The organism is Shewanella fodinae (assembly GCF_014651955.1).
In the GTDB taxonomy this organism is placed as follows: domain Bacteria; phylum Pseudomonadota; class Gammaproteobacteria; order Enterobacterales; family Shewanellaceae; genus Shewanella; species Shewanella fodinae.
In genome coordinates this window covers 219,526-239,403 of record NZ_BMXW01000002.1, presented here as the reverse complement: position 1 = coordinate 239,403, position 19,878 = coordinate 219,526, and the positions used below count along the sequence as shown (strand labels likewise).

The 19,878-nt window shown below is 46.1% G+C and carries 22 protein-coding genes and 1 tRNA gene; 12 read left to right on the top strand and 11 right to left on the bottom strand.

Annotated elements, in window-relative coordinates:
• The first annotated feature begins 108 nt into the window (after positions 1-108).
• Genes IE064_RS03290 through IE064_RS18225 form a run of 6 tightly spaced genes read left to right on the top strand, consistent with a single transcriptional unit; the run spans position 109 to position 6,394 of the window.
• Positions 109-2,613, top strand: a complete 2,505-nt coding sequence (locus IE064_RS03290) for a DNA translocase FtsK (protein ID WP_189616373.1) — start codon at positions 109-111, stop codon at positions 2,611-2,613.
• An 18-nt stretch (positions 2,614-2,631) separates the two neighbouring features.
• A complete protein-coding gene (gene lolA / locus IE064_RS03285; protein WP_189616366.1) occupies positions 2,632-3,249 on the top strand; it encodes an outer membrane lipoprotein periplasmic chaperone LolA in 618 nt (205 codons plus the stop codon).
• Positions 3,250-3,252: 3 nt separating this feature from the next.
• Positions 3,253-4,584, top strand: a complete 1,332-nt coding sequence (locus IE064_RS03280) for a replication-associated recombination protein A (RefSeq protein ID WP_189616364.1) — start codon at positions 3,253-3,255, stop codon at positions 4,582-4,584.
• Positions 4,577-4,951, top strand: a complete 375-nt coding sequence (gene crcB, locus IE064_RS03275; RefSeq protein ID WP_189616362.1) for a fluoride efflux transporter CrcB — start codon at positions 4,577-4,579, stop codon at positions 4,949-4,951. The genes IE064_RS03280 and crcB overlap by 8 nt, the downstream gene beginning before the upstream one ends.
• 18 nt (positions 4,952-4,969) lie before the next feature.
• Entirely contained in the window at positions 4,970-6,256 is a 1,287-nt protein-coding gene (serS, locus tag IE064_RS03270; RefSeq protein WP_189616361.1) for a serine--tRNA ligase, read from the top strand.
• Positions 6,257-6,271: 15 nt separating this feature from the next.
• Complete coding sequence (locus IE064_RS18225; protein ID WP_268244727.1) at positions 6,272-6,394, top strand: hypothetical protein; 123 nt, start codon at positions 6,272-6,274, stop codon at positions 6,392-6,394.
• 38 nt (positions 6,395-6,432) lie between these two features.
• Here the strand turns inward: IE064_RS18225 and IE064_RS03265 are convergent, their stop codons facing one another.
• The 6 genes from IE064_RS03265 to punR form a co-directional block, all read right to left on the bottom strand.
• Entirely contained in the window at positions 6,433-6,762 is a 330-nt protein-coding gene (locus IE064_RS03265) for a TusE/DsrC/DsvC family sulfur relay protein (protein WP_283166073.1), read from the bottom strand.
• A 2-nt stretch (positions 6,763-6,764) separates the two neighbouring features.
• Positions 6,765-7,049, bottom strand: coding sequence for a sulfurtransferase complex subunit TusB (gene tusB / locus IE064_RS03260; protein WP_189616357.1), 285 nt, complete (start codon positions 7,047-7,049; stop codon positions 6,765-6,767).
• Positions 7,046-7,402: a sulfurtransferase complex subunit TusC gene (tusC, locus tag IE064_RS03255; RefSeq protein WP_189616355.1), complete on the bottom strand. Its 357-nt coding sequence runs from the start codon at positions 7,400-7,402 to the stop codon at positions 7,046-7,048. The genes tusB and tusC overlap by 4 nt, the downstream gene beginning before the upstream one ends.
• A complete protein-coding gene (gene tusD, locus IE064_RS03250) occupies positions 7,402-7,791 on the bottom strand; it encodes a sulfurtransferase complex subunit TusD (RefSeq protein ID WP_189616352.1) in 390 nt (129 codons plus the stop codon). Before tusD ends, tusC begins: the two co-directional genes overlap by 1 nt.
• A gap of 62 nt (positions 7,792-7,853) precedes the next feature.
• Positions 7,854-8,513, bottom strand: a complete 660-nt coding sequence (locus IE064_RS03245; RefSeq protein WP_133039151.1) for a Bax inhibitor-1/YccA family protein — start codon at positions 8,511-8,513, stop codon at positions 7,854-7,856.
• A gap of 116 nt (positions 8,514-8,629) precedes the next feature.
• Positions 8,630-9,544 carry a DNA-binding transcriptional activator PunR gene (punR, locus tag IE064_RS03240; protein ID WP_189616351.1) on the bottom strand — a complete coding sequence of 305 codons (915 nt, stop codon included), beginning with the start codon at positions 9,542-9,544 and terminating at the stop codon, positions 8,630-8,632.
• A gap of 195 nt (positions 9,545-9,739) precedes the next feature.
• On the opposite strand from punR, the gene IE064_RS03235 reads away from it, so the two are divergent.
• Both IE064_RS03235 and hxpB read left to right on the top strand, forming a co-directional pair.
• Positions 9,740-9,829: transfer RNA gene (locus IE064_RS03235), tRNA-Ser, on the top strand.
• Positions 9,830-10,111: 282 nt separating this feature from the next.
• Positions 10,112-10,759, top strand: coding sequence for a hexitol phosphatase HxpB (gene hxpB, locus IE064_RS03230; protein ID WP_189616349.1), 648 nt, complete (start codon positions 10,112-10,114; stop codon positions 10,757-10,759).
• 13 nt (positions 10,760-10,772) lie between these two features.
• Here the strand turns inward: hxpB and IE064_RS03225 are convergent, their stop codons facing one another.
• Positions 10,773-11,648, bottom strand: a complete 876-nt coding sequence (locus IE064_RS03225) for a LysR substrate-binding domain-containing protein (RefSeq protein WP_189616347.1) — start codon at positions 11,646-11,648, stop codon at positions 10,773-10,775.
• A 236-nt stretch (positions 11,649-11,884) separates the two neighbouring features.
• On the opposite strand from IE064_RS03225, the gene IE064_RS03220 reads away from it, so the two are divergent.
• From IE064_RS03220 to ttcA, 4 genes are all read left to right on the top strand, one after another.
• Complete coding sequence (locus tag IE064_RS03220) at positions 11,885-12,820, top strand: ketopantoate reductase family protein (protein ID WP_189616345.1); 936 nt, start codon at positions 11,885-11,887, stop codon at positions 12,818-12,820.
• Positions 12,821-13,738: 918 nt separating this feature from the next.
• Complete coding sequence (gene etrA, locus IE064_RS03215; protein WP_189616343.1) at positions 13,739-14,482, top strand: electron transport transcriptional regulator EtrA; 744 nt, start codon at positions 13,739-13,741, stop codon at positions 14,480-14,482.
• Between the two features lie 96 nt (positions 14,483-14,578).
• Complete coding sequence (gene uspE / locus IE064_RS03210; RefSeq protein WP_189616341.1) at positions 14,579-15,508, top strand: universal stress protein UspE; 930 nt, start codon at positions 14,579-14,581, stop codon at positions 15,506-15,508.
• A gap of 71 nt (positions 15,509-15,579) precedes the next feature.
• Positions 15,580-16,527 (top strand): tRNA 2-thiocytidine(32) synthetase TtcA, encoded by a 948-nt coding sequence (ttcA, locus tag IE064_RS03205; RefSeq protein ID WP_189616339.1) that lies wholly within the window; start codon positions 15,580-15,582, stop codon positions 16,525-16,527.
• 99 nt (positions 16,528-16,626) lie between these two features.
• Here the strand turns inward: ttcA and rplT are convergent, their stop codons facing one another.
• The 4 genes from rplT to thrS form a co-directional block, all read right to left on the bottom strand.
• On the bottom strand, positions 16,627-16,986 hold the full coding sequence (gene rplT / locus IE064_RS03200) for a 50S ribosomal protein L20 (protein WP_133039520.1): 360 nt from the start codon (positions 16,984-16,986) through the stop codon (positions 16,627-16,629).
• Positions 16,987-17,001: 15 nt separating this feature from the next.
• A complete protein-coding gene (rpmI, locus tag IE064_RS03195; RefSeq protein ID WP_133039519.1) occupies positions 17,002-17,196 on the bottom strand; it encodes a 50S ribosomal protein L35 in 195 nt (64 codons plus the stop codon).
• Positions 17,197-17,276: 80 nt separating this feature from the next.
• Positions 17,277-17,819, bottom strand: coding sequence for a translation initiation factor IF-3 (infC, locus tag IE064_RS03190; protein WP_189616589.1), 543 nt, complete (start codon positions 17,817-17,819; stop codon positions 17,277-17,279).
• 3 nt (positions 17,820-17,822) lie between these two features.
• On the bottom strand, positions 17,823-19,751 hold the full coding sequence (gene thrS, locus IE064_RS03185; protein WP_189616338.1) for a threonine--tRNA ligase: 1,929 nt from the start codon (positions 19,749-19,751) through the stop codon (positions 17,823-17,825).
• Positions 19,752-19,878 lie beyond the last annotated feature (127 nt).

The window sequence follows — 19,878 nt, the reverse complement described above, 5'->3', positions numbered from 1 at the left end:
TGTACCAGTGAATTAACTGTTGATGCATATCTTGTTGATGGCACTGCACATTCAAACAGATTCTGGTATCTTAAGTGCCATTCGTATTTGTTCAGATGGAAGTTTCATTTGTCTCAGGGAAAAAGCGTCAGAACCCTCAGTGGGTTGCAGCGTCTCCAAGAAGGCGGACTTATCCTTTGCTGCATGTTGGCAGTCTACGTATTGCTGGCACTTAGCAGTTTCAATCCGAGTGATCCTGGCTGGAGCCAAACTAATTTTCAGGGCACAGTGAGCAACCTGACAGGGAAGGTTGGCGCTTGGATCGCTGATGTGCTGTTCTATTTTTTTGGCTATACCGCCTTTGTACTGCCGATCGTTATTGCCGCAACGGGCTGGTTGCTGTTTAAGCGCTCACACCAACTGAGTGACATCGACTATTTTTCCGTTGGTCTGCGGTTGGTGGGTTTTTTGCTGATGATGCTGAGTCTTGCCGCCATTGCCAGCATGAATGCCGATGACATCTATGAATTCTCTGCCGGAGGCGTTGCTGGTGATGTTATTTGGCAAGGGATGTTACCGTACTTTAATCAGTTAGGTACTACCTTATTATTGCTGTGTTTTGTTGGTGCGGGCTTTACGTTGATGACGGGCATCAGTTGGATAACCATTGCTGAAATGCTGGGACTTTCAACCTTGTGGTGCCTGAAAAAACTTTGGCATTTCCCTCAATGGTTCCAGCGCCGTGGCGATAGCGATGACACACAGGGTTTTATGTCGGTTGTAGATAAATACCGACAGCGCCGAGACAACGAAGCAGACACTGCTGACGTTGCTGAAAATGACGATGATGAAGATGACGGTGAGCCGTACACCCAACCACGTAAACTACTAGCACGATTTCGTAAAAAGGCGGCTATTGATAACACCGAAGAAGAACATGGCAGAGTGGAGCCACTGATCCATTTTGCTGAACATTCACAAGATGAACTTAGTGATGATGACATTTTCGCAGTCTCTCCAGTTAACGATAATGTCTCAGCGGCAAAGGCCAAGCGGCAACAGCTGCAATCACAAAAAGCCCGAGTGGAAAATGGCATTATCGTGTTGCCAGGACAGGTGCCTGACACCCCTAAAAAAGCGATGGAGCCGTTGCCAAGCGTTGATTTGCTAAACGTGCCTGATCGTAAGAAAAATCCGATTTCAGAGGAGGAGTTACAGCAGGTAGCGCGATTAGTAGAACTGAAACTGGCTGACTTTAATATTGAAGCCAAAGTCGTTGGTGTTTATCCTGGCCCCGTGATCACCCGTTTTGAGTTAGAGCTGGCTCCAGGGATAAAAGCTTCAAAAATTTCAAACCTATCCAAAGACTTAGCACGGTCATTGTTAGCTGAAAGCGTACGTGTGGTCGAGGTTATTCCGGGGAAAGCATATGTTGGACTGGAGTTGCCAAATAAGTTCCGTGAAACCGTATTCCTGCGTGATGTTCTCGATTGTCAGGCGTTCAAAGACAACAAATCGACCCTAACGATGGTGCTTGGGCAGGATATCGCCGGTGAACCTGTCGTCGTAGATTTGGCTAGAATGCCCCATTTGCTCGTTGCGGGCACCACTGGCTCCGGTAAGTCTGTTGGGGTAAACGTCATGATCACCAGTTTGCTGTATAAGTCTGGGCCTGACGATGTACGCTTTATTATGATCGACCCCAAAATGCTGGAACTTTCTGTTTATGAAGGGATCCCGCATCTATTATGTGAAGTCGTTACCGATATGAAGGAAGCCGCCAATGCTCTGCGTTGGTGTGTCGGCGAAATGGAGCGCCGCTACAAGCTAATGTCTGCTGTTGGTGTGCGTAACCTCAAGGGTTATAACGCTAAAGTCGCAGAAGCAAAAGCCGCGGGAGAACCTTTACTCGATCCTTTATGGCGAGAAGGGCAGAGCATGCAGGAAGCCCCAGATGAGTTGGATAAACTACCATCAATTGTGGTGGTGGTTGATGAATTTGCCGATATGATGATGATTGTCGGTAAAAAAGTGGAAGAGTTGATCGCCCGTATCGCGCAAAAGGCCCGAGCGGCAGGCATCCACCTGATTTTGGCGACACAAAGGCCGTCGGTTGATGTGATAACCGGCCTGATTAAAGCGAACATTCCAACCCGCATCGCCTTCCAAGTGTCTTCGCGTATTGACTCTCGGACCATTCTCGATCAGCAAGGCGCGGAAACGCTGTTGGGGATGGGGGATATGTTATATCTGCCACCAGGAACAGGTGTGCCTATTCGTGTTCATGGTGCTTTTATCGGTGATGACGAAGTACACAACGTTGTCGCGGATTGGCATGCCCGCGGTAAGCCACAGTATATTGAAGAGATTTTACAAGGCTCCAGCGACGGTGAACAGGTCTTGTTGCCTGGTGAGGCGGCTGAGGCTGGTGATGAAGAATTTGATGAGCTTTATGATGAAGCTGTGGCTTTTGTAACCGAAACCCGTCGTGGTTCCATCTCCAGCGTGCAACGAAAATTCAAAATTGGTTACAACCGTGCTGCCCGAATCATCGAGCAAATGGAGATGCAGGGCGTTGTTAGCGCGCAGGGCCACAATGGCAACCGTGAAGTTCTCGCGCCGCCACCAAGATAAGCAATTATAGAGGTATTGATGAAAAAATTGTTGTTGTCTGCCTTGCTGTTGACCTGCATGCAGGCGCAGGCACAAACCGCGGAGCAGACGCTTAAAGTCAAACTGGATGCTAATCCGGCGTTAAAAGCCAGTTTTACCCAGACGGTCACAGATATAAATGGTAAGCAAATTCAGTCGGGTAGCGGAACCTTAGCGTTGTCTCAGCCCAATCGTTTTTACTGGCATCTCACACAGCCAGACGAGTCATTGATTGTCGCAGATGGCAAAGATGTATGGATTTATAATCCCTTTGCCGAAGAAGTCAGTGTCCTGGGGCTGCGAGATGCGATTGCGGCGTCGCCAATCACCTTATTAGTACATCGCGATAAAAGCACCTGGGCCAAATTTACTATACGCGCCAAAGGTAAGTGTTTTGATATTCTGCCCAAGGCTGCCGATACTGGCATACAACAGGTTGAAGTGTGTTTTGATGGCAATACATTGACGCGGCTCAGTCTCGATGATACTCAAGGCAATAACAGTGTCTTTGAACTGTCCAACCAGCAGTCATTAACCAATGAAGACAACACATTGTTTTCATTCACGCCTCCTGAAGGGGTGTCTGTGGATGATCAACGTCCACATGATGGCCAGTAACCCATGCCAAGTATGAGTTTTGATTTTGCGCCGGACTTCCGCCCTTTGGCCGCGAGAATGCGGCCAACGGCATTGGCAGATTATATCGGCCAAAAGCATTTATTAGGTGAAGGTCAACCACTACGTAAGGCGTTGGAAGCTGGCAAAGCCCATTCGATGATGTTGTGGGGGCCACCAGGAACTGGCAAAACCACACTGGCAGAACTGATAGCGCAGTACACCAACGCCCATGTTGAAAGAATTTCAGCGGTCACATCTGGCGTGAAAGAAATCCGAGCAGCAATTGAACACGCACAGAATGTGGCGCAATCGCGTGGGCAACGCACGTTGTTGTTTGTGGATGAAGTACATCGTTTCAATAAAAGTCAGCAAGACGCTTTTCTGCCGTTTATTGAAGATGGCACCGTGATTTTTATTGGTGCAACCACCGAAAATCCATCGTTTGAAATCAATAATGCGTTATTGTCCAGAGTCAGGGTTTATCTGATCAATAAACTGGCTGATACAGAAATTGCCGAGCTGGTGCAGCGAGCGCTAACCGATAACGAACGTGGTCTGGGAAAACGTCAACTCACCATACCCGCAAGTGTGTTATCCCAACTGGCGAATGTCGCCGATGGTGATGGCCGTAAGGCGCTGAACCTACTGGAACTGATGAGTGATATGTTGCCTGATGGCGGCGAATTCTCAGAGGAATTGTTGGTACAGGTATCGGGGCAACAGCTGGCACGTTTTGATAAAAATGGCGATCAGTATTACGACCTGATCTCCGCGGTACATAAATCTATCCGCGGTTCTGCACCTGACGCAGCGCTTTACTGGTATTGCAGAATGCTGGAAGGTGGTTGTGATCCGCTATATGTTGGACGGAGGTTATTGGCGATTGCTTCAGAAGATGTTGGTAACGCCGATCCTACAGCGATGACTGTCGCCTTAAATGCTTGGGATTGCTTCCACCGTGTTGGACCAGCTGAGGGCGAACGTGCCATAGCTCAGGCCATCGTTTATCTGGCGCTAGCCCCTAAAAGCAATGCAGTATACACCGCATTTAAAGCGGCTCGGCAATTAGCCAGAGAAAGCGGTAATGAAGCAGTGCCGATGCATCTGAGAAATGCCCCGACAAAATTGTTGGAAGAGTTGGGCGCAGGGAAAGAGTACCGCTATGCCCACGACGAACCCAATGCTTACGCCGCTGGTGAAAACTATTTTCCGGAAGCGTTGAAAAACACTCGCTTTTATCACCCAAGCGAGCGTGGTTTTGAAAAACGCATGGCCGACAAATTACAACAATTACAGTTACTCGATTTGCACAGCGAGCGCAAACGTTATGAATAATCTATTGTGGGTCGCACTTGGCGGCGCAACTGGCGCTGTTTTACGCAATCTTATTTCGTTATTTATGATCCAGCTATTTGGCAGTGCATTTCCTTTTGGTACACTGACAGTTAATGTACTTGGCTCTTTTCTGATGGGAGTCGTCTTCGCACTGGGGCAGTTGAGCCACGTCAGTCCGGAGATAAAAGCGCTGATCGGTGTTGGTTTTCTCGGAGCACTGACCACCTTTTCCACGTTCTCTAATGAAACCTTGCTGCTGATCCAGGGCGGTGAATGGCTCAAGGCATTTTTAAATGTGGTGTTGAATCTGGGGATCTGTCTGTTGATGGTATTCCTAGGGCAGCAACTGATTTTTTCACGCGTTTAATAACTAAAGACAAAAAAGATGTTAGATCCTAAATATCTGCGTAATGAACTTGCCACCACCGCTGAGCGGCTGGCGACCCGTGGTTTTATTCTCGATGTTGACCGGCTAACCCGGCTGGAAGAAAAACGTAAGGCTCTGCAAGTAGAAACTGAAGAGCTGCAGGCCAGTCGCAATGCCATGTCGAAATCGATTGGTCAGGCGAAAGCGAAGGGTGAAGATGTCTCCGAAATCATGGCGCAGGTCAATGATCTCGGTAGTAAGCTCGACACCAAAAAGCAGGAATTGTCGCAGTTATTGGATGAATTGAACGCAATCGCCATGAGCATGCCCAACCTGCCGGATGAATCCGTTCCCGTAGGTACTGATGAATCACAGAACGTTGAAGTGCGCCGTTGGGGTACACCAAGAACTTTTGATTTTCCGATCAAAGATCATGTCGATCTTGGAGAACAGGCCAAAGGCTTGGACTTCAAGAGTGCCGTTAAACTCACTGGGGCCCGTTTTGTGATCATGCAAGGGCAAATCGCCCGACTGCACCGTGCGCTGGCGCAGTTCATGTTGGATCTGCACACCCAGGAACATGGCTATACCGAAACTTATGTGCCGCTGTTGGTTAATGATGCCAGCTTGTTAGGAACAGGTCAGTTACCTAAATTTGCTGATGATCTATTTCACACCAAACCAGCGACCGAAGAAGGTCAGAGCCTGCACTTGATCCCAACGGCTGAAGTACCGCTGACAAACCTAGTACGCGATAGTATTGTTGAAGAAGACGAACTGCCGATTAAACTGACGGCAGAAACCGCGTGTTTCCGTAGTGAAGCTGGTTCTTATGGTAAAGATACTCGTGGTTTGATCCGTCAGCACCAGTTCGACAAAGTGGAATTGGTCAAGCTGGTGAAGCCAGAAACCTCTATGGATGAACTGGAAAGTCTCACCAAAGATGCAGAAACTGTGCTGCAAAAGTTGGGTTTACCGTATCGAGTGATAGTACTTTGTACTGGTGACATGGGCTTTGGCTCATCCAAAACCTATGATATTGAAGTTTGGTTGCCAGCGCAGAACACCTATCGTGAGATCTCTTCCTGCTCCAATATGAAGGATTTCCAGGCGCGACGCATGCAAGCGCGTTATCGCAGTAAAGACGATAAAAAACCGAAGTTGTTGCATACGTTAAACGGCTCAGGTCTCGCCGTTGGCCGGACGCTGGTTGCCGTTCTAGAAAATTACCAGAATGCCGATGGTAGTGTAACCGTACCTGACGTACTGCGGCCATATATGGGTGGGTTGGAAAAAATAGGTTAGTTTTCAGGGTCATATATGAATAATAGCGGGCGCTATCTGCGCTGGCTGACTTATGTGGCCGTGATAGCCGTTTTTACGGTGTTGGCACTGGCAACGATAGGGAAAGCCGCCATTTTGGTTTATCAACATCTTGTGTAAAAAAGCCCCTGCTACAGGGGCTTTTTGTCATTTGATTGTTAGATACACTTGGCTGGTTTTGGCAGACCTGCAATCTTGGTGGCCTGTTTGGCTGGTCCGATAGGAAAGAGGGTATAGAGGTATTTTGAATTACCTTTATCAGGCCCAAGCTTTTGTCCTATCGCCTTAACAAGCACTCGGATCGCCGGACTGGTCTTATACTCTAGATAAAACTCTCTAACAAAATTAATCACTTCCCAGTGCGCATCAGTAAGCAATATCTGTTCGCCATCGGCAATGATAGGTGCTAACGCCGGTTCCCAGTCATTGACATCCAATAAATACCCCTGAGTATCAGTCGCTATCTGTTTTCCATTAAATTCGATCATAATTACCACGAGATTACTTTATGATGTGTTAATGTCAGCGCCACAAATTCCGCATAATCAATTTGCCGAAAACGCGTTAACTGAGTCATTAATCCTCTGGCTTCCACATCAGCCTTCATCAAACAAAGATCATATCCATCCATCGCATTAAGCCAATGCGGCAGCAACGCAGCGGTAACCGCATTCCCTGCCAGCAACAGCGTATCCTTGGGTCCAACAAATCTCAACGCGCAGGCGAGGGCATTGCTTTCTGACGGCGAGCTGCAGATATGATGTAAGATTTTCAAAATACCAGTACCTCATCTACCTGCTCTAATAGTTGACGGATTTGGCCATCATCAGCCACTGTAGCGGGGTAGACCAATGCCGTTTTATCCAGCCCGAAGCCACAGAGCGACACTTCACTGACGATCACCGATGCGACTTCGTACAAATCCAGTGCTTTAAACGTGGCAATATAATCTTTACAGCCAATTAGCTCCGGTTGTTGATTACCCAAAAGATTGAGTACGCCTTCGTCAATAAATATCAGGTGAACCTGTTGTTCATAAGTAGCGGCCATCAACGCGAGATCCAGCGCTTCACGTCCAGCAGCATTACCGTGCGGGCTTTGACGGAATATGATTGCAATCGCTTTCATTAGAAACTCACCACCCGGTCTGCCTGTTCGATGCCCGTTACCAACTCTCCTAGTCCGCCCATAATAAATGGTTCTGCTAGATTATGGCCTGTTCTCCCGTTCTCTTTAGCATCGTCTGCCGACATAATGCCTCGACGCCAAGCGGCAGAAACACAGTTAATCAATGGCACATGATATTGATCTGCTATTTTTTGCCACTCTCGCAGCAGGTCGGTCTCGTCTGAAGCGGGGCAAACTAACGCGTTGGATTGCGTTACGCCATTTCTGAAAAAAAATACGCAATGAATTTGTTCGCCAGCGGCTAATGCCGCTTGGGTAAATTGCAATGCATGCCAACCACTGGCCGGGCCGTAAACCTGACCAGTAACTAAGATGATTAGTTTACTCATAAAATAAAAATGACCCTGATTAACAGGGCCATTCTACCTAAAACTATTACCTTTGGCGCGGACTAATCATCACTACCTGCACCAAGCAAATGCAGCAGGCTAACGAACAGGTTAAGAAAATCCAGATACAAGGAAATCGTAGCGCGAATATAATTGGTCTCACCACCGTTGACGATCCGGCTGGTATCAAACAGGATAAACCCGGTCATCAGTAAGGCCACCCCCGCATTTAACGCCATAAATACCGCGCTATTACCGAGGAAAATATTCACAATACCAGCCACCAGTACCACTACGAGTCCGGCGATCAGGAAACCACGCATAAAGGAAAAATCTTTTTTGGTGGTTAATGCATAACCAGACAAGGCCACAAAAATCGCCGCCGTTAATCCTAATGCCTGCATGATGAGCATTGGGCCATTCGCCATTCCAGCATAATGGTTAAGGATGTAACCCAACGATGCACCTTCCATCCCGGTGAAGGCAAATACCCATAGCAATCCCGCTGCTGATTCTGCTTTACGCAGTGTTACGAACAACAAAATCAGACCACCGATGGATAATCCCAAGGACATTAATGGTGAAATCTGCAACGCCATGGCAATACCAGCACAGACCGCAGAAAACGCCAATGTCATTGCCAGTAACATATAGGTGTTACGTATCATCTTATTGACGACGACACCAGATGCGCGTGAGGGATAAAGGATTTCCTGATTCATATACTTCTCCAAAATACTGTAATCATGCCAGGATATGAACTTTAGACGTTGCTGCTAACCAGCAAGTTCCGCCTGACATATCAACTTGCGCCATTTTATCACATAGTTTCATGAATCTATGCTGAATGTTCATCTATCCAGTAATGACGCAGTTGCTGTTCATCCCCTAAATACTGCAATAGCCATTGCATCGCCGGAGACTGGCAACGGTTGTTCCACACCAATGCACAATCACTGTCCGGTAACGGATTGACGACAGTTTTCTCAATCAAACTACCGGATTTGATAAATCCTTGAGCCAAATGGCGCGGAAGCCAACCGATGCCGAGCCCGGAACGAAATAGATTAACTGCCTGCACCCAATCAGGAACTTGAATTCTTCTTTGTTGTGGTAACACCGAAAATTCACGAGCAACAAATTGCCAGCTAGTGTCCGTCAAACACACTGCAGGATAGGGGAGTAATGCCTCGTCGAGCAGCGGCACATCAATGACGGCTAAGGGATGATCAGCGGCAACTACAAAACACCAATGCAGTTTCCCCATTGATTTAGATAAAAATGGGCCACCAACGGGAATACTAGCGGTAGCGCCCAAGGCCATATCACAGCGACCGCTGACTAAAGACTCCCATACACCATTAAAATTTTCCTTGCGAATGACCAATTCGACATCAGAAAAATGAGCATAAAAATCCCGGATCAGATAAGCCATCCGATCTGCGCGAACCACACTATCAAATGCTATTGACAGTGTTGGACGCCAGCCGTTGGCCACTTTAACAGTGTCCTGTTTCAACACCGCCATTGCCTTCAAAACCTGGCGCGCTTCTTCAACAAAATAGCTCCCTGCAGGCGTTAGAGAAACACTGCGATGATGCCGTTCAAATAGCACTACATCAATTTCGTCTTCAATTTGTTTGATAGCATAACTCACCGCCGAAGGAACTTTGTTCAAATGGTTAGCTGCTGCGGTAAAGCTGCCTAGTTGCGCTACCAGATCGATCAATTCCAAAGATTGTTCCGAGAGCATAGTAGACCGGTCCTTTGAGTCTTTTTGAAGACACAAAGGTAAAATAATAGTGGTAGGTGACACAAGTCATATGGTTAATTTTTGTTATCACTGCAAAATTAATATGCAGCTTGTGCACTGAATGAACAAACGGTATGGACTTATCACAAATTATATTTACAGCCATCCGGGTTGACGCTAATATTTCGGCCGTTCGGAGGGGTGGCAGAGTGGTTTAATGCACCGGTCTTGAAAACCGGCGTGGGTTTACCCCCACCCAGGGTTCAAATCCCTGCTCCTCCGCCAAATTTCTGGAAGCCCGCTGTATCATCTGCAGCGGGCTTTTTTCATTTTTAGCCCTAAAACCCAACCGGTGGTTTTCATTGATAAAGGGCTTTATCTCTATGCCAAATAAGTAGGGTGAATCCGCTTTCATTCCAGGATTGCTTGAGTAAAAGTGATCGCTACATGAGTTTCTAACACACTCTGAAACTTAAGCGGCCCATTTTTTGACTGTGACCTTATATGATCTCGAAACTAAATTTTATTACCATAGACGCGTTTTCTATAAGGTAGGAGCGGAAGGACATGAGCACAGTGGCGGCAATTTTTGATATGGATGGTCTTCTGATTGATTCTGAACCATTTTGGGCGAAAGCGGAGAGAAAGGTGTTTTCATCCATGGGTGTTGAACTGTCAGACCCATTATGTCGTGAAACCGCCACCATGACGACTCGAGACGTTACCGAGTTTTGGTATCAGCGTTTCCCATGGAAACGAAAATCTATTGAAGATGTTGAAAATGATGTCATTGATTGCGTAGATGAATTGATAAGAAAACACGGTGTGCCTATGCCGGGTGCTAAACAGATAATCGATTCCTTTTGTAGCAGAAATTATAAGGTAGGATTATCGACAAACTCTCCCTACCGTTTGATTAACACAGTTTTAGAAAAACTTGATATTGCTCAGTGCTTTGATGGCATTTCGTCATCTGAACATATGGAACATGGTAAGCCACATCCCGCTGTCTATTTCTCAACGTTGCAAAAACTTGGAGTGACTGCGAAACACTGTATTGCTTTTGAAGACTCGGTATCTGGAATGAAAGCTGCAAAAGCCGCCGGCATCAAAACCATTGTTGTACCGCCAACATATGATTTTGATAATCCAGACTATTCCTTGGCTGATAAAAAATGGCGATCTTTGTACGAGTTCATGAAGGAAACCTTATAACGTGTAGCGGTCCTCAGTTGGGAGCGACTAGCCTAATGGTTTCGTGTGTCAACAGTTTACTCAGATCCTGAGCCGCAGGAGACGCATTTGAAGAGACAAGCAGCTTGAGTGCAATGGCTGGAAGTTGTGGAAGATCCAATGTCTTATCAACGCACCGAATGTCATGGGGCTTGCCATGTTCTGTGCGTATGGCAATTCCGAGGTGTGAACGCAAAGCAGCCCAAATTCCCGGCAAACTAGGGGTTGTAACCGCCACTCGCCATCGTTTATTTGCTTGTTCGAGTGCAGTAAGTGCCGATTGTCGAAACAAACAAAGGTGATCAAACAGCACCAAAGGTAATCGCGCATCTGAGCAATCTAGTACAAAATTTTCGTGTGCCATCCAGTGCATAGGTAGCTTGCCGAGTAGATAACCTTCGCGTCCTGAAGCGTTTTCTGGATAGAATGTCATAGCAACATCCAGCCGTCCCGCTCTAATTTCCTCAGCAAGAATATGATTCGGACCGGCCTGAACCTCAACATGAACCCCTGGATGCGTGCGGGAGTATTCAAATAAGGTTGCCGGCATTACATCTTCAAAAAAATCCTGGGGCAGTCCAAGTCGAACGCTAGCCGTAGTGGATGTTGCGCCAAGCGCAAGTGCAGCTTCATCATTGAGTGCGATGATACGTCGTGCATAAGCAACCAACGTCTCGCCCGCAGCGGTGAGAACTAGGGTTCTGCCTTTGCGAACTAACAGTTGACTGCCAGCTTGTTGCTCTAGTTTCTTCAACTGCATGCTGATCGCCGATTGAGAACGCCCGAGTTGTGTAGCTGCACGGGCAAAACTACGGAGGTCAATGCCGGCCACAATAGCGCGAAGCGCATTAATATCGAAATCTGTATTCACTTCATAATTCCAAAACTATAACTTCAAATTTATTCGATTTTAAAAAGTATAAACAGCTGTTAGCATTTCCACACTGGTCAATTGTTCAAAGTAGTGCTGGCGATGGCTGCAGTTTTCTTCATCGGTAGCTTTGGTCCTACAACGTTGAGCCACAGGTATTAGTTCCGAATACCGTTATCCGGTTGCGTCGGCCCAACATTTATTAACCAACTCATTTATGATGAGGAATGAAAGATATGTCTGGTTTATTCATCGTTGGTGGAGGAGCCATTGGGTTTTCTCTCGCAGCTCACCTTAATGCTTCTGGTAAGTTGGCTGAGGTGCTCCGAATACATACTTCTGCGGTAAGTGTTACTCAAAAGATAACCGTAAAGTCCAGTGATGGTTGTGTTCTTGAACAAAGCGTAATATCTAAGCCGCTGTCTTCAATGAGATCGATTAAAGGACTTCTGCTCATAACGGCGAAAGCCAATGCTAATGAATATTTAGCTGACGTTTTATCCAATAATGCAAGTGCAATAGATATAGTGCTTATGCAAAATGGAATTGGTATCGAACGTCCGTTCCTGAATAAAGGTTTTCGTAGTGTATCGCGCTGTGTTGTGTATATCACTGCAGAAAAAATACAAGAGGGCACCTATACAGCTCGCATGGTTAAACCATCGCCGATTGGTTTACTTGAAGGTATTGATGAGAAAACAACTAACATTGCAGACGTAATCAATACTAAAGCGCTGTGTTTTTACAATGCGTCTGATATTCAATATCAAGTTTGGAAAAAGGGCATAATCAATGCGGTGTTCAATTCTATTTGTCCACTGCTAGACACGGATAATGGTATTTTCGATCGTGATGAAGCAATTATGGCGTTAGCGGCAAATGTTGTAAAAGAATGTGTACCCGTTGCAAATCAAGCAGGTATTGAAATTAATCAGGAAGAAATTATTGAGGGAATACATGCTATTAGTAAAATATCAGCTGGACAGTTGATTTCGACGCTTCAGGATATCAAAGCACATCGAGAGACTGAGATGAATTATTTCAATATGGAAATCTGCAGACTTGCAGAAGAGTTGAAGATGAAAACCGATCTTTCTTTAACTCGTGTGTTAGGAGTTTTGACGATAAAAAAAGCAGCGATCGCAATTAACGATTTAAGCGTTGAAAAGTGATTAGGTAGCGCATGGTCTGCATTAGTTCAGATTAAATAATCTGTTCCTGTATCCTGTAGATCACACCGAGCAGAAAACTCAGCGTGAAAGAGTGAACATAACTAGGTATGAGCAGAGAAAAGGTGATTGTAATTGGTTATATGTAATTTAACATAATATACATTGTACGCATTTATAAGTGAGGCTATTTGCGTGCTTAGCTGGATGGCTGTGTGATTTTGGCCGTTGCCAGTGCTGGCCGCTCCGCTGTGCTCAGCCTTCGCTGGCATCGCAGTCAGCACCGGCGACAACATCACTGGCCAACATCTGGGCATACAGTTCAGACGTCAACGGGATGATTTCAACTTCACCGTATTCACTGTGCAGTTATGAGGTCATCTGGTCTTTAGATTTGAACGTATCGCAGCCGACACCTGCGATAAAAGTCTGGATATACCGATTGGCTGAATGTCATCGATGGCAGCAAATATGGCTCAAGACTTCTAGTCAAGATATTTTTGTCTAGGTAAAATACGGTTGATATGTAGCATTCTCGTTGAGGATACAGGAATTGACCATAAACATCATGTACATAATTTTGCCCTTGGTAATGCTGCTGGTGCTTATTGGTTTAGGGCTGCTTTTTTGGCTTAAGGCAGGTGTAAAATCTAAAACTACAGAGTTGATAGAGCCTGATGATGGTTCTAACTCCCTTTCAAAAAAACATGATTTAATAGACAAAAATCATTATTAATCATATATTTATCAGAAATATGGCTTTATAAGTTGGTCTTATTCTCTCCTCACTCTCTCACGTAACCGTTAAGCTTAGTCACAACTTGCATCACGTCGTATTTTCGTAAAGGATTTTATTCGCTGACTGGTAGTGCTGCTGGTTTTTGGTTAACATGGCAGCGGCAGTTTTATACGAGAACGAATATGGCTATTGATAGTAATAAACTCCGCCGTCCTGCAACCGGGGGCTGTGCAATTCATTGTCATGACTGCAGTATGGGGACACTTTGCATCCCGTTTACGCTCAACAACAATGAATTGGATCAGCTCGATAATATTATCGAGCGCAAGAAACCGATTCAAAAAGGCGAGCAATTGTTTAAGTCCGGGGATTCACTGAAGTCTCTGTATGCCATTCGTTCTGGAACCATTAAGAGCTATACCATTACTGAACAAGGTGATGAGCAGATCACCGGATTTCATCTTGCAGGCGATGTTATTGGTTTTGACGGCATTCACGCGCAGCAGCATCAAAGTTTTGCGCAAGCGTTAGAAACATCCATGGTATGCGAAATTCCCTTTAACACCCTAGATGAACTGTCTGGCACCATGCCTAAACTACGACAACAGATCATGCGGATGATGAGTAGTGAAATCATGACAGATCAAAGCATGATCCTACTGCTCAGCAAAAAGAATGCTGAAGAACGGTTAGCTGCTTTCATTGGTAATTTGGCGATTCGTTACGGAAACCGTGGATTTTCTCCGCGTGAATTTCGCTTAAGCATGACTCGTGGTGACATTGGTAACTACTTAGGTCTTACTGTAGAAACTATCAGTCGACTATTAGGCCGTTTTCAAAAATCAGGATTGATTGAAGTTAATGGTAAATACATCACAATTGTTGATTCGTCAGCGCTATACGAACTTGGGGGTATAGCCCACTAACCCTGTAGCCAATATCATTTTTTTGATCTTCAGCAAGACAAATTACCAGTGATAGCACATGATATAGTTGTGTCATCTGGAAAAAGGAAAACCGCCATGATGGACTATAAAAAATTGTTGGTTGTTGTTGATCCCACCTCTGACGTGCAATCTGCCTTAGCAAGAGCGGCTGAGCTTGCTAGTCGCACGAATGCTTCTGTCACAGCGTTCTTATCTATCTTTGATCTCTCATACGAAATGACTTCTATCCTGTCGAACCAGGAACGGGAAGCCATGCGACTCGGTGTTATCAACCAGCGTAAGGCCTGGCTGGCAGATATGATTAAGCCCTATCAGGAAAGGGGGATAGATGTTAAGTCCGAAGTCGTGTGGCATAACCGTCCGTTTGAAAGCATCATCAAATTTGCGATAGAGGGGAAATTTGATCTGCTGGTTAAAGGTACTCATGAACACGACAAGTTAAAGGCGGTTATCTTTACCCCGACAGACTGGCATTTGTTACGTAAGGCCCCCCTGCCCGTGTTATTGGTAAAAGAAAAAGCTTGGCCGTTGGATGGAAAAATTCTATGTGCGGTCAATGTCGCGTCTGAAGATGAAGATCATTTATCGTTGAATGGCAGGATTATTGAACATGCACAGGTGCTAGCTTCTAAGTTTAATGCTGAGGTTCATCTGGTGAATGGCTATCCGGGAACGCCGGTGAATCTGGCAATAGAGCTGCCTGATTTTGATGCCCATACCTACAACGAAACCATCCGTATGCAGCATGAGCAGCGTGTAAACTACCTTGCCAACAATTATGGAATCGATTGCAAGAACTGCCATGTAAAAGAAGGTTTGCCTGAGGATGTGATCCCCGAAGTGGCGGAAAAAATTGATGCTGAACTGGTAATTCTAGGGACTGTTGGTCGAACAGGCTTTTCTGCTGCCCTGATAGGCAACACTGCCGAGCATGTCATTGACTCTATTAATTGTGATTTACTGGCGATTAAACCTGATGGCTACAAGTCGCCGTTGGAAGATTAACCCTTTACGCTAAAAACATTAGCTGGAATAATACGCGCCCTGACTTAAGCAGTAACTGGGCGCGTTTTTTTATGGCTGAAACAACTGAACTCGATAAAAAACAGATAACTCGTCTCAACAAATTACAGAAACGCTTGCGCCGTGAAGTAGGTAGTGCCATTGCCGATTACAATATGATTGAAGAAGGTGATCGGGTAATGTGTTGTTTGTCCGGAGGTAAAGATAGTTATGCTATGTTGGACATTCTGCTTAATCTGCAGCAGCGGGCTCCGGTAAATTTTGAAGTTGTTGCCGTGAATCTTGACCAAAAACAGCCAGGATTCCCGGAAGACATACTACCGGCCTATTTAGATAACCTAAACATCCCCTATCATATTCTCGAGAAAGACACCTATTCCATTGTGAAGGACAAGATCCCTGAGGGGAAAACCACCTGTGCTTTATGCTCGCGCTTGCGTCGAGGGACACTCTATGGTTTTGCACAGCGGATTGGTGCGACCAAAATCGCACTGGGGCATCATCGGGATGACATCATTGAGACGCTGTTTCTCAATATGTTTTATGGCGGCAAAATGAAAGCCATGCCCCCCAAGCTATTATCTGATGATGGTGCAAATGTGGTGATCCGTCCCCTCGCCTATTCCCGAGAAAAAGATATCGCTGAATACGCTAAACTTAAGCGCTTTCCTATTATCCCCTGTAATCTTTGTGGTTCTCAGGAAAATCTTAAGCGAGCCGAAATTAAGAACATGCTCAAAGTATGGGATAAACAGTTCCCTGGTCGCATTGAAACGATTTTCACAGCCATGCAAAACACTGCACCATCGCAAGGCGTGGACCGTAACGCTTTTGATTTTGTATCGCTGCGGCAAGATCCCAATGCCGAAATCTCTGGTGAGGTTGCTGAGGCAGATTTACCCGCATTTGACTTCATGGACGTTGAAAATCGTGGGCGCATTGACCTCGATAAAGCATCGAAGCAGCACCGCATTGATGTGGTAGGAATTTACACGCCTTAACGGTTATCGGTACTAAATTTGCTAATGCAAATTTCTACAAGCAGTAAAAAAGGGACCATTGGTCCCTTTTTAATGCAACAACAACTAATTATTAGTTAATTAGTTTGCCAGTGCTTCTTTCGCTTTTTCTACTAAAGTTGCGAATACAACTTTATCGAATACGGCGATGTCTGCCAAAATCTTACGATCGATTTCGATAGACGCTTTCTTCAGACCGTTGATGAAACGGCTGTAAGACAGACCATTCTGACGAGAAGCCGCATTGATACGTGCAATCCACAGTTGACGGAATTGACGTTTTTTCTGGCGACGGTCACGGTAGGCATACTGACCAGCTTTAGTTACCGCTTGAACCGCTACACGATAAGTACGTGAACGGGCACCGTAGTAACCTTTGGCAAGTTTCAGAACTTTCTTGTGACGAGCACGTGCAGTTACACCACGCTTAACTCTTGGCATCTTTCAATCCTCCTACTAAGCGTATGGCAGCTGGCGTGCGATCATTGGCACGTCGACTTTTGCAACTAAACACTTAGCGCGCAGGTGACGCTTACGCTTGGTGCTCTTCTTGGTCAGAATGTGACGCAGATGGGCTTGTTTGCGTTTGAAACCATTAGCGGTTTTCTTGAAACGCTTAGCCACACCGCGGTCAGTTTTCATTTTTGGCATTACTAAAAACTCCGCATTGGGATAATTAATAAAACGTAAGGCGAGTTTGGAAAAACTTCCTCACTACTTTGTATGCCCTACTATTTTTTCTTCGGCGCCAGCACCATCACAGCCTGACGACCTTCCATTTTCGGGAAAGCCTCCACCACTGCAACTTCATCAAGATCGGCTTTGATACGGTTCAATAGTTCCATACCCAGCCCTTGGTGTGCCAGTTCACGCCCGCGGAAACGCAACGTAACTTTCGCTTTGTCTCCGTCTTCTAGAAAACGAACCAGGTTGCGTAGTTTTACCTGATAGTCGTTTTCATCAGTACCAGGGCGGAATTTGATTTCCTTCACCTGGACCTGTTTCTGCTTCTTCTTCTGTTCTTTTTGGGCCTTCGCCTTGTCGAACAAAAACTTACCGTAGTCCATGATACGGCATACAGGCGGCTCGGCATTTGGGCTAATCTCAACCAGATCTAATCCGGCCTCATCAGCTTGTTCTTGGGCTTGTCTAATACCAACAACTCCAAGAGCCTCTCCTTCAATCCCTACCAATCGTACTTCTGATACGCCGGTAATTTCATCATTGATTCTGTTCGGGGCCGCCTGACGGCCTGCTGTTTTTTTGATCTTTATGACCTATTCCTCCAACAATTCAAGACTACGGAGCGAAATCTGTTTAGTTACTTGGGCTGCAAAAGCCTCTATGCTCATTTTGCCTAAGTCGACCCCGTCCCGGGTGCGTACTGCGACTTCCCGATTTTCCATTTCCTGATCGCCTACAACCAGCAAATAGGGAACCCTTCGCAATGTGTGCTCGCGTATTTTAAAGCCAATCTTCTCATTCCTCAAGTCTTTACAAGCTCTAATGCCATGAGACTTAAAGAAACCAACGACTTCTTCAACGTAATCAGACTGCTTATCCGTGATATTCATCACCACAACCTGTGCAGGTGCCAACCATACTGGGAATTTACCGGCATATTCTTCGATCAAAATACCAATGAAACGCTCAAGCGACCCTAAAATGGCGCGATGGATCATCACCGGCACCTGGCGACTATTATCTTCAGCCACATAAGTTGCGCCCAGACGCCCCGGTAATGCGTAGTCCAACTGTACGGTGCCGCACTGCCATGCACGATCTAGACAGTCATGTAAGGTAAACTCGATCTTAGGACCGTAGAAAGCGCCCTCGCCCGGCAGGATTTCATATTCGATATGGTTGTTGGTCAGTGCCTGTTTTAACGCAGCTTCCGCTCGGTCCCACATCGCATCGTCTCCAATCCGTTTTTCGGGACGAGTGGACAGTTTGACCACAATATTCTGGAAGCCAAATGTCGAATAGATGTCATACACCATCTGGATACAACTGCTTACTTCCTGTTGTACCTGTTCTTCAGCACAGAAAATATGAGCATCATCTTGAGTAAAACCGCGGACCCGCATCAGACCATGCAGGGAGCCTGACGGTTCATTACGGTGGCAGCTACCGAATTCAGCCATGCGCAATGGCAGATCACGATATGACTTAAGCCCTTGATTAAAAATCTGTACATGCCCCGGACAGTTCATGGGCTTAATCGCATATTCACGGTTTTCACTGGAGGTGGTGAACATGGCTTCAGAGTACTTGTCCCAGTGACCAGAGCGCTCCCACAGGACTCGATCCATCATGAATGGACCTTTCACTTCCTGATAATCATATTCATCCAGTTTGGTGCGAACAAAGCGCTCAAGTTCACGGAAAATACTCCAGCCATCATGGTGCCAGAACACCATACCGGGGGCTTCTTCCTGCATATGATACAAATCAAGCTGCTTGCCAATCTTACGATGGTCGCGTTTTGCGGCTTCTTCCAAACGCTGTAAGTACGCCTTGAGAGCCTTTTTATCCCCCCAAGCGGTGCCATAAATACGTTGCAGCATTTTATTGTCGGAATTACCACGCCAGTAAGCTCCGGCAACATTCATCAATTTAAAATTATGACAGAGGCGCATGTTAGGCACATGGGGGCCGCGGCACATATCAGTGTATTCCTGATGATGATACAACGCCGGATGATCGTCCTTGCTGATGTTCTCATCAAGAATCGCCATTTTGTATGGCTCACCTCGTTGCGCAAACGCATCACGCGCTTCTTGCCAACTGACGACGCGCTTGATGACGTCATAATCAGTTTTTGCCAAATCGAGCATCCGCGCTTCCAGCTTGTCCAGATCTTCCTGGGTCAGCTTATGTTCCAAATCCACGTCATAGTAAAAACCGTTGTCGATCACTGGACCAATGGCCATTTTGGTTTCTGGCCACAGCTGTTTAATGGCATGGCCTAACAGGTGCGCACAAGAGTGGCGAATAATCTCCAGCCCTTGTTGATCTTTAGCGGTGATGATAGAGAGTTCAGCGTCTTCGGTAATCAGATCACAAGCATCTTTTAACTGACCATTTACGCGTCCAGCAACACAAGCTTTAGCAAGGCCAGGGCCGATATCGGCAGCAACATCTAGCGTGGAGACAGGATTAGCAAATTCGCGTTTGCTTCCGTCTGGCAGAGTAATTACAGGCATGAATAATCCTTAGTCCAGTGGTGACCCACACGCAGGGCCACTTGGCTGATTCTGTATAAATAAAAGTGAGAACGTGTGCATTTTGCGGAGTAAGACAATACAAGAGCCTTGTGGTCCACAAAACGAA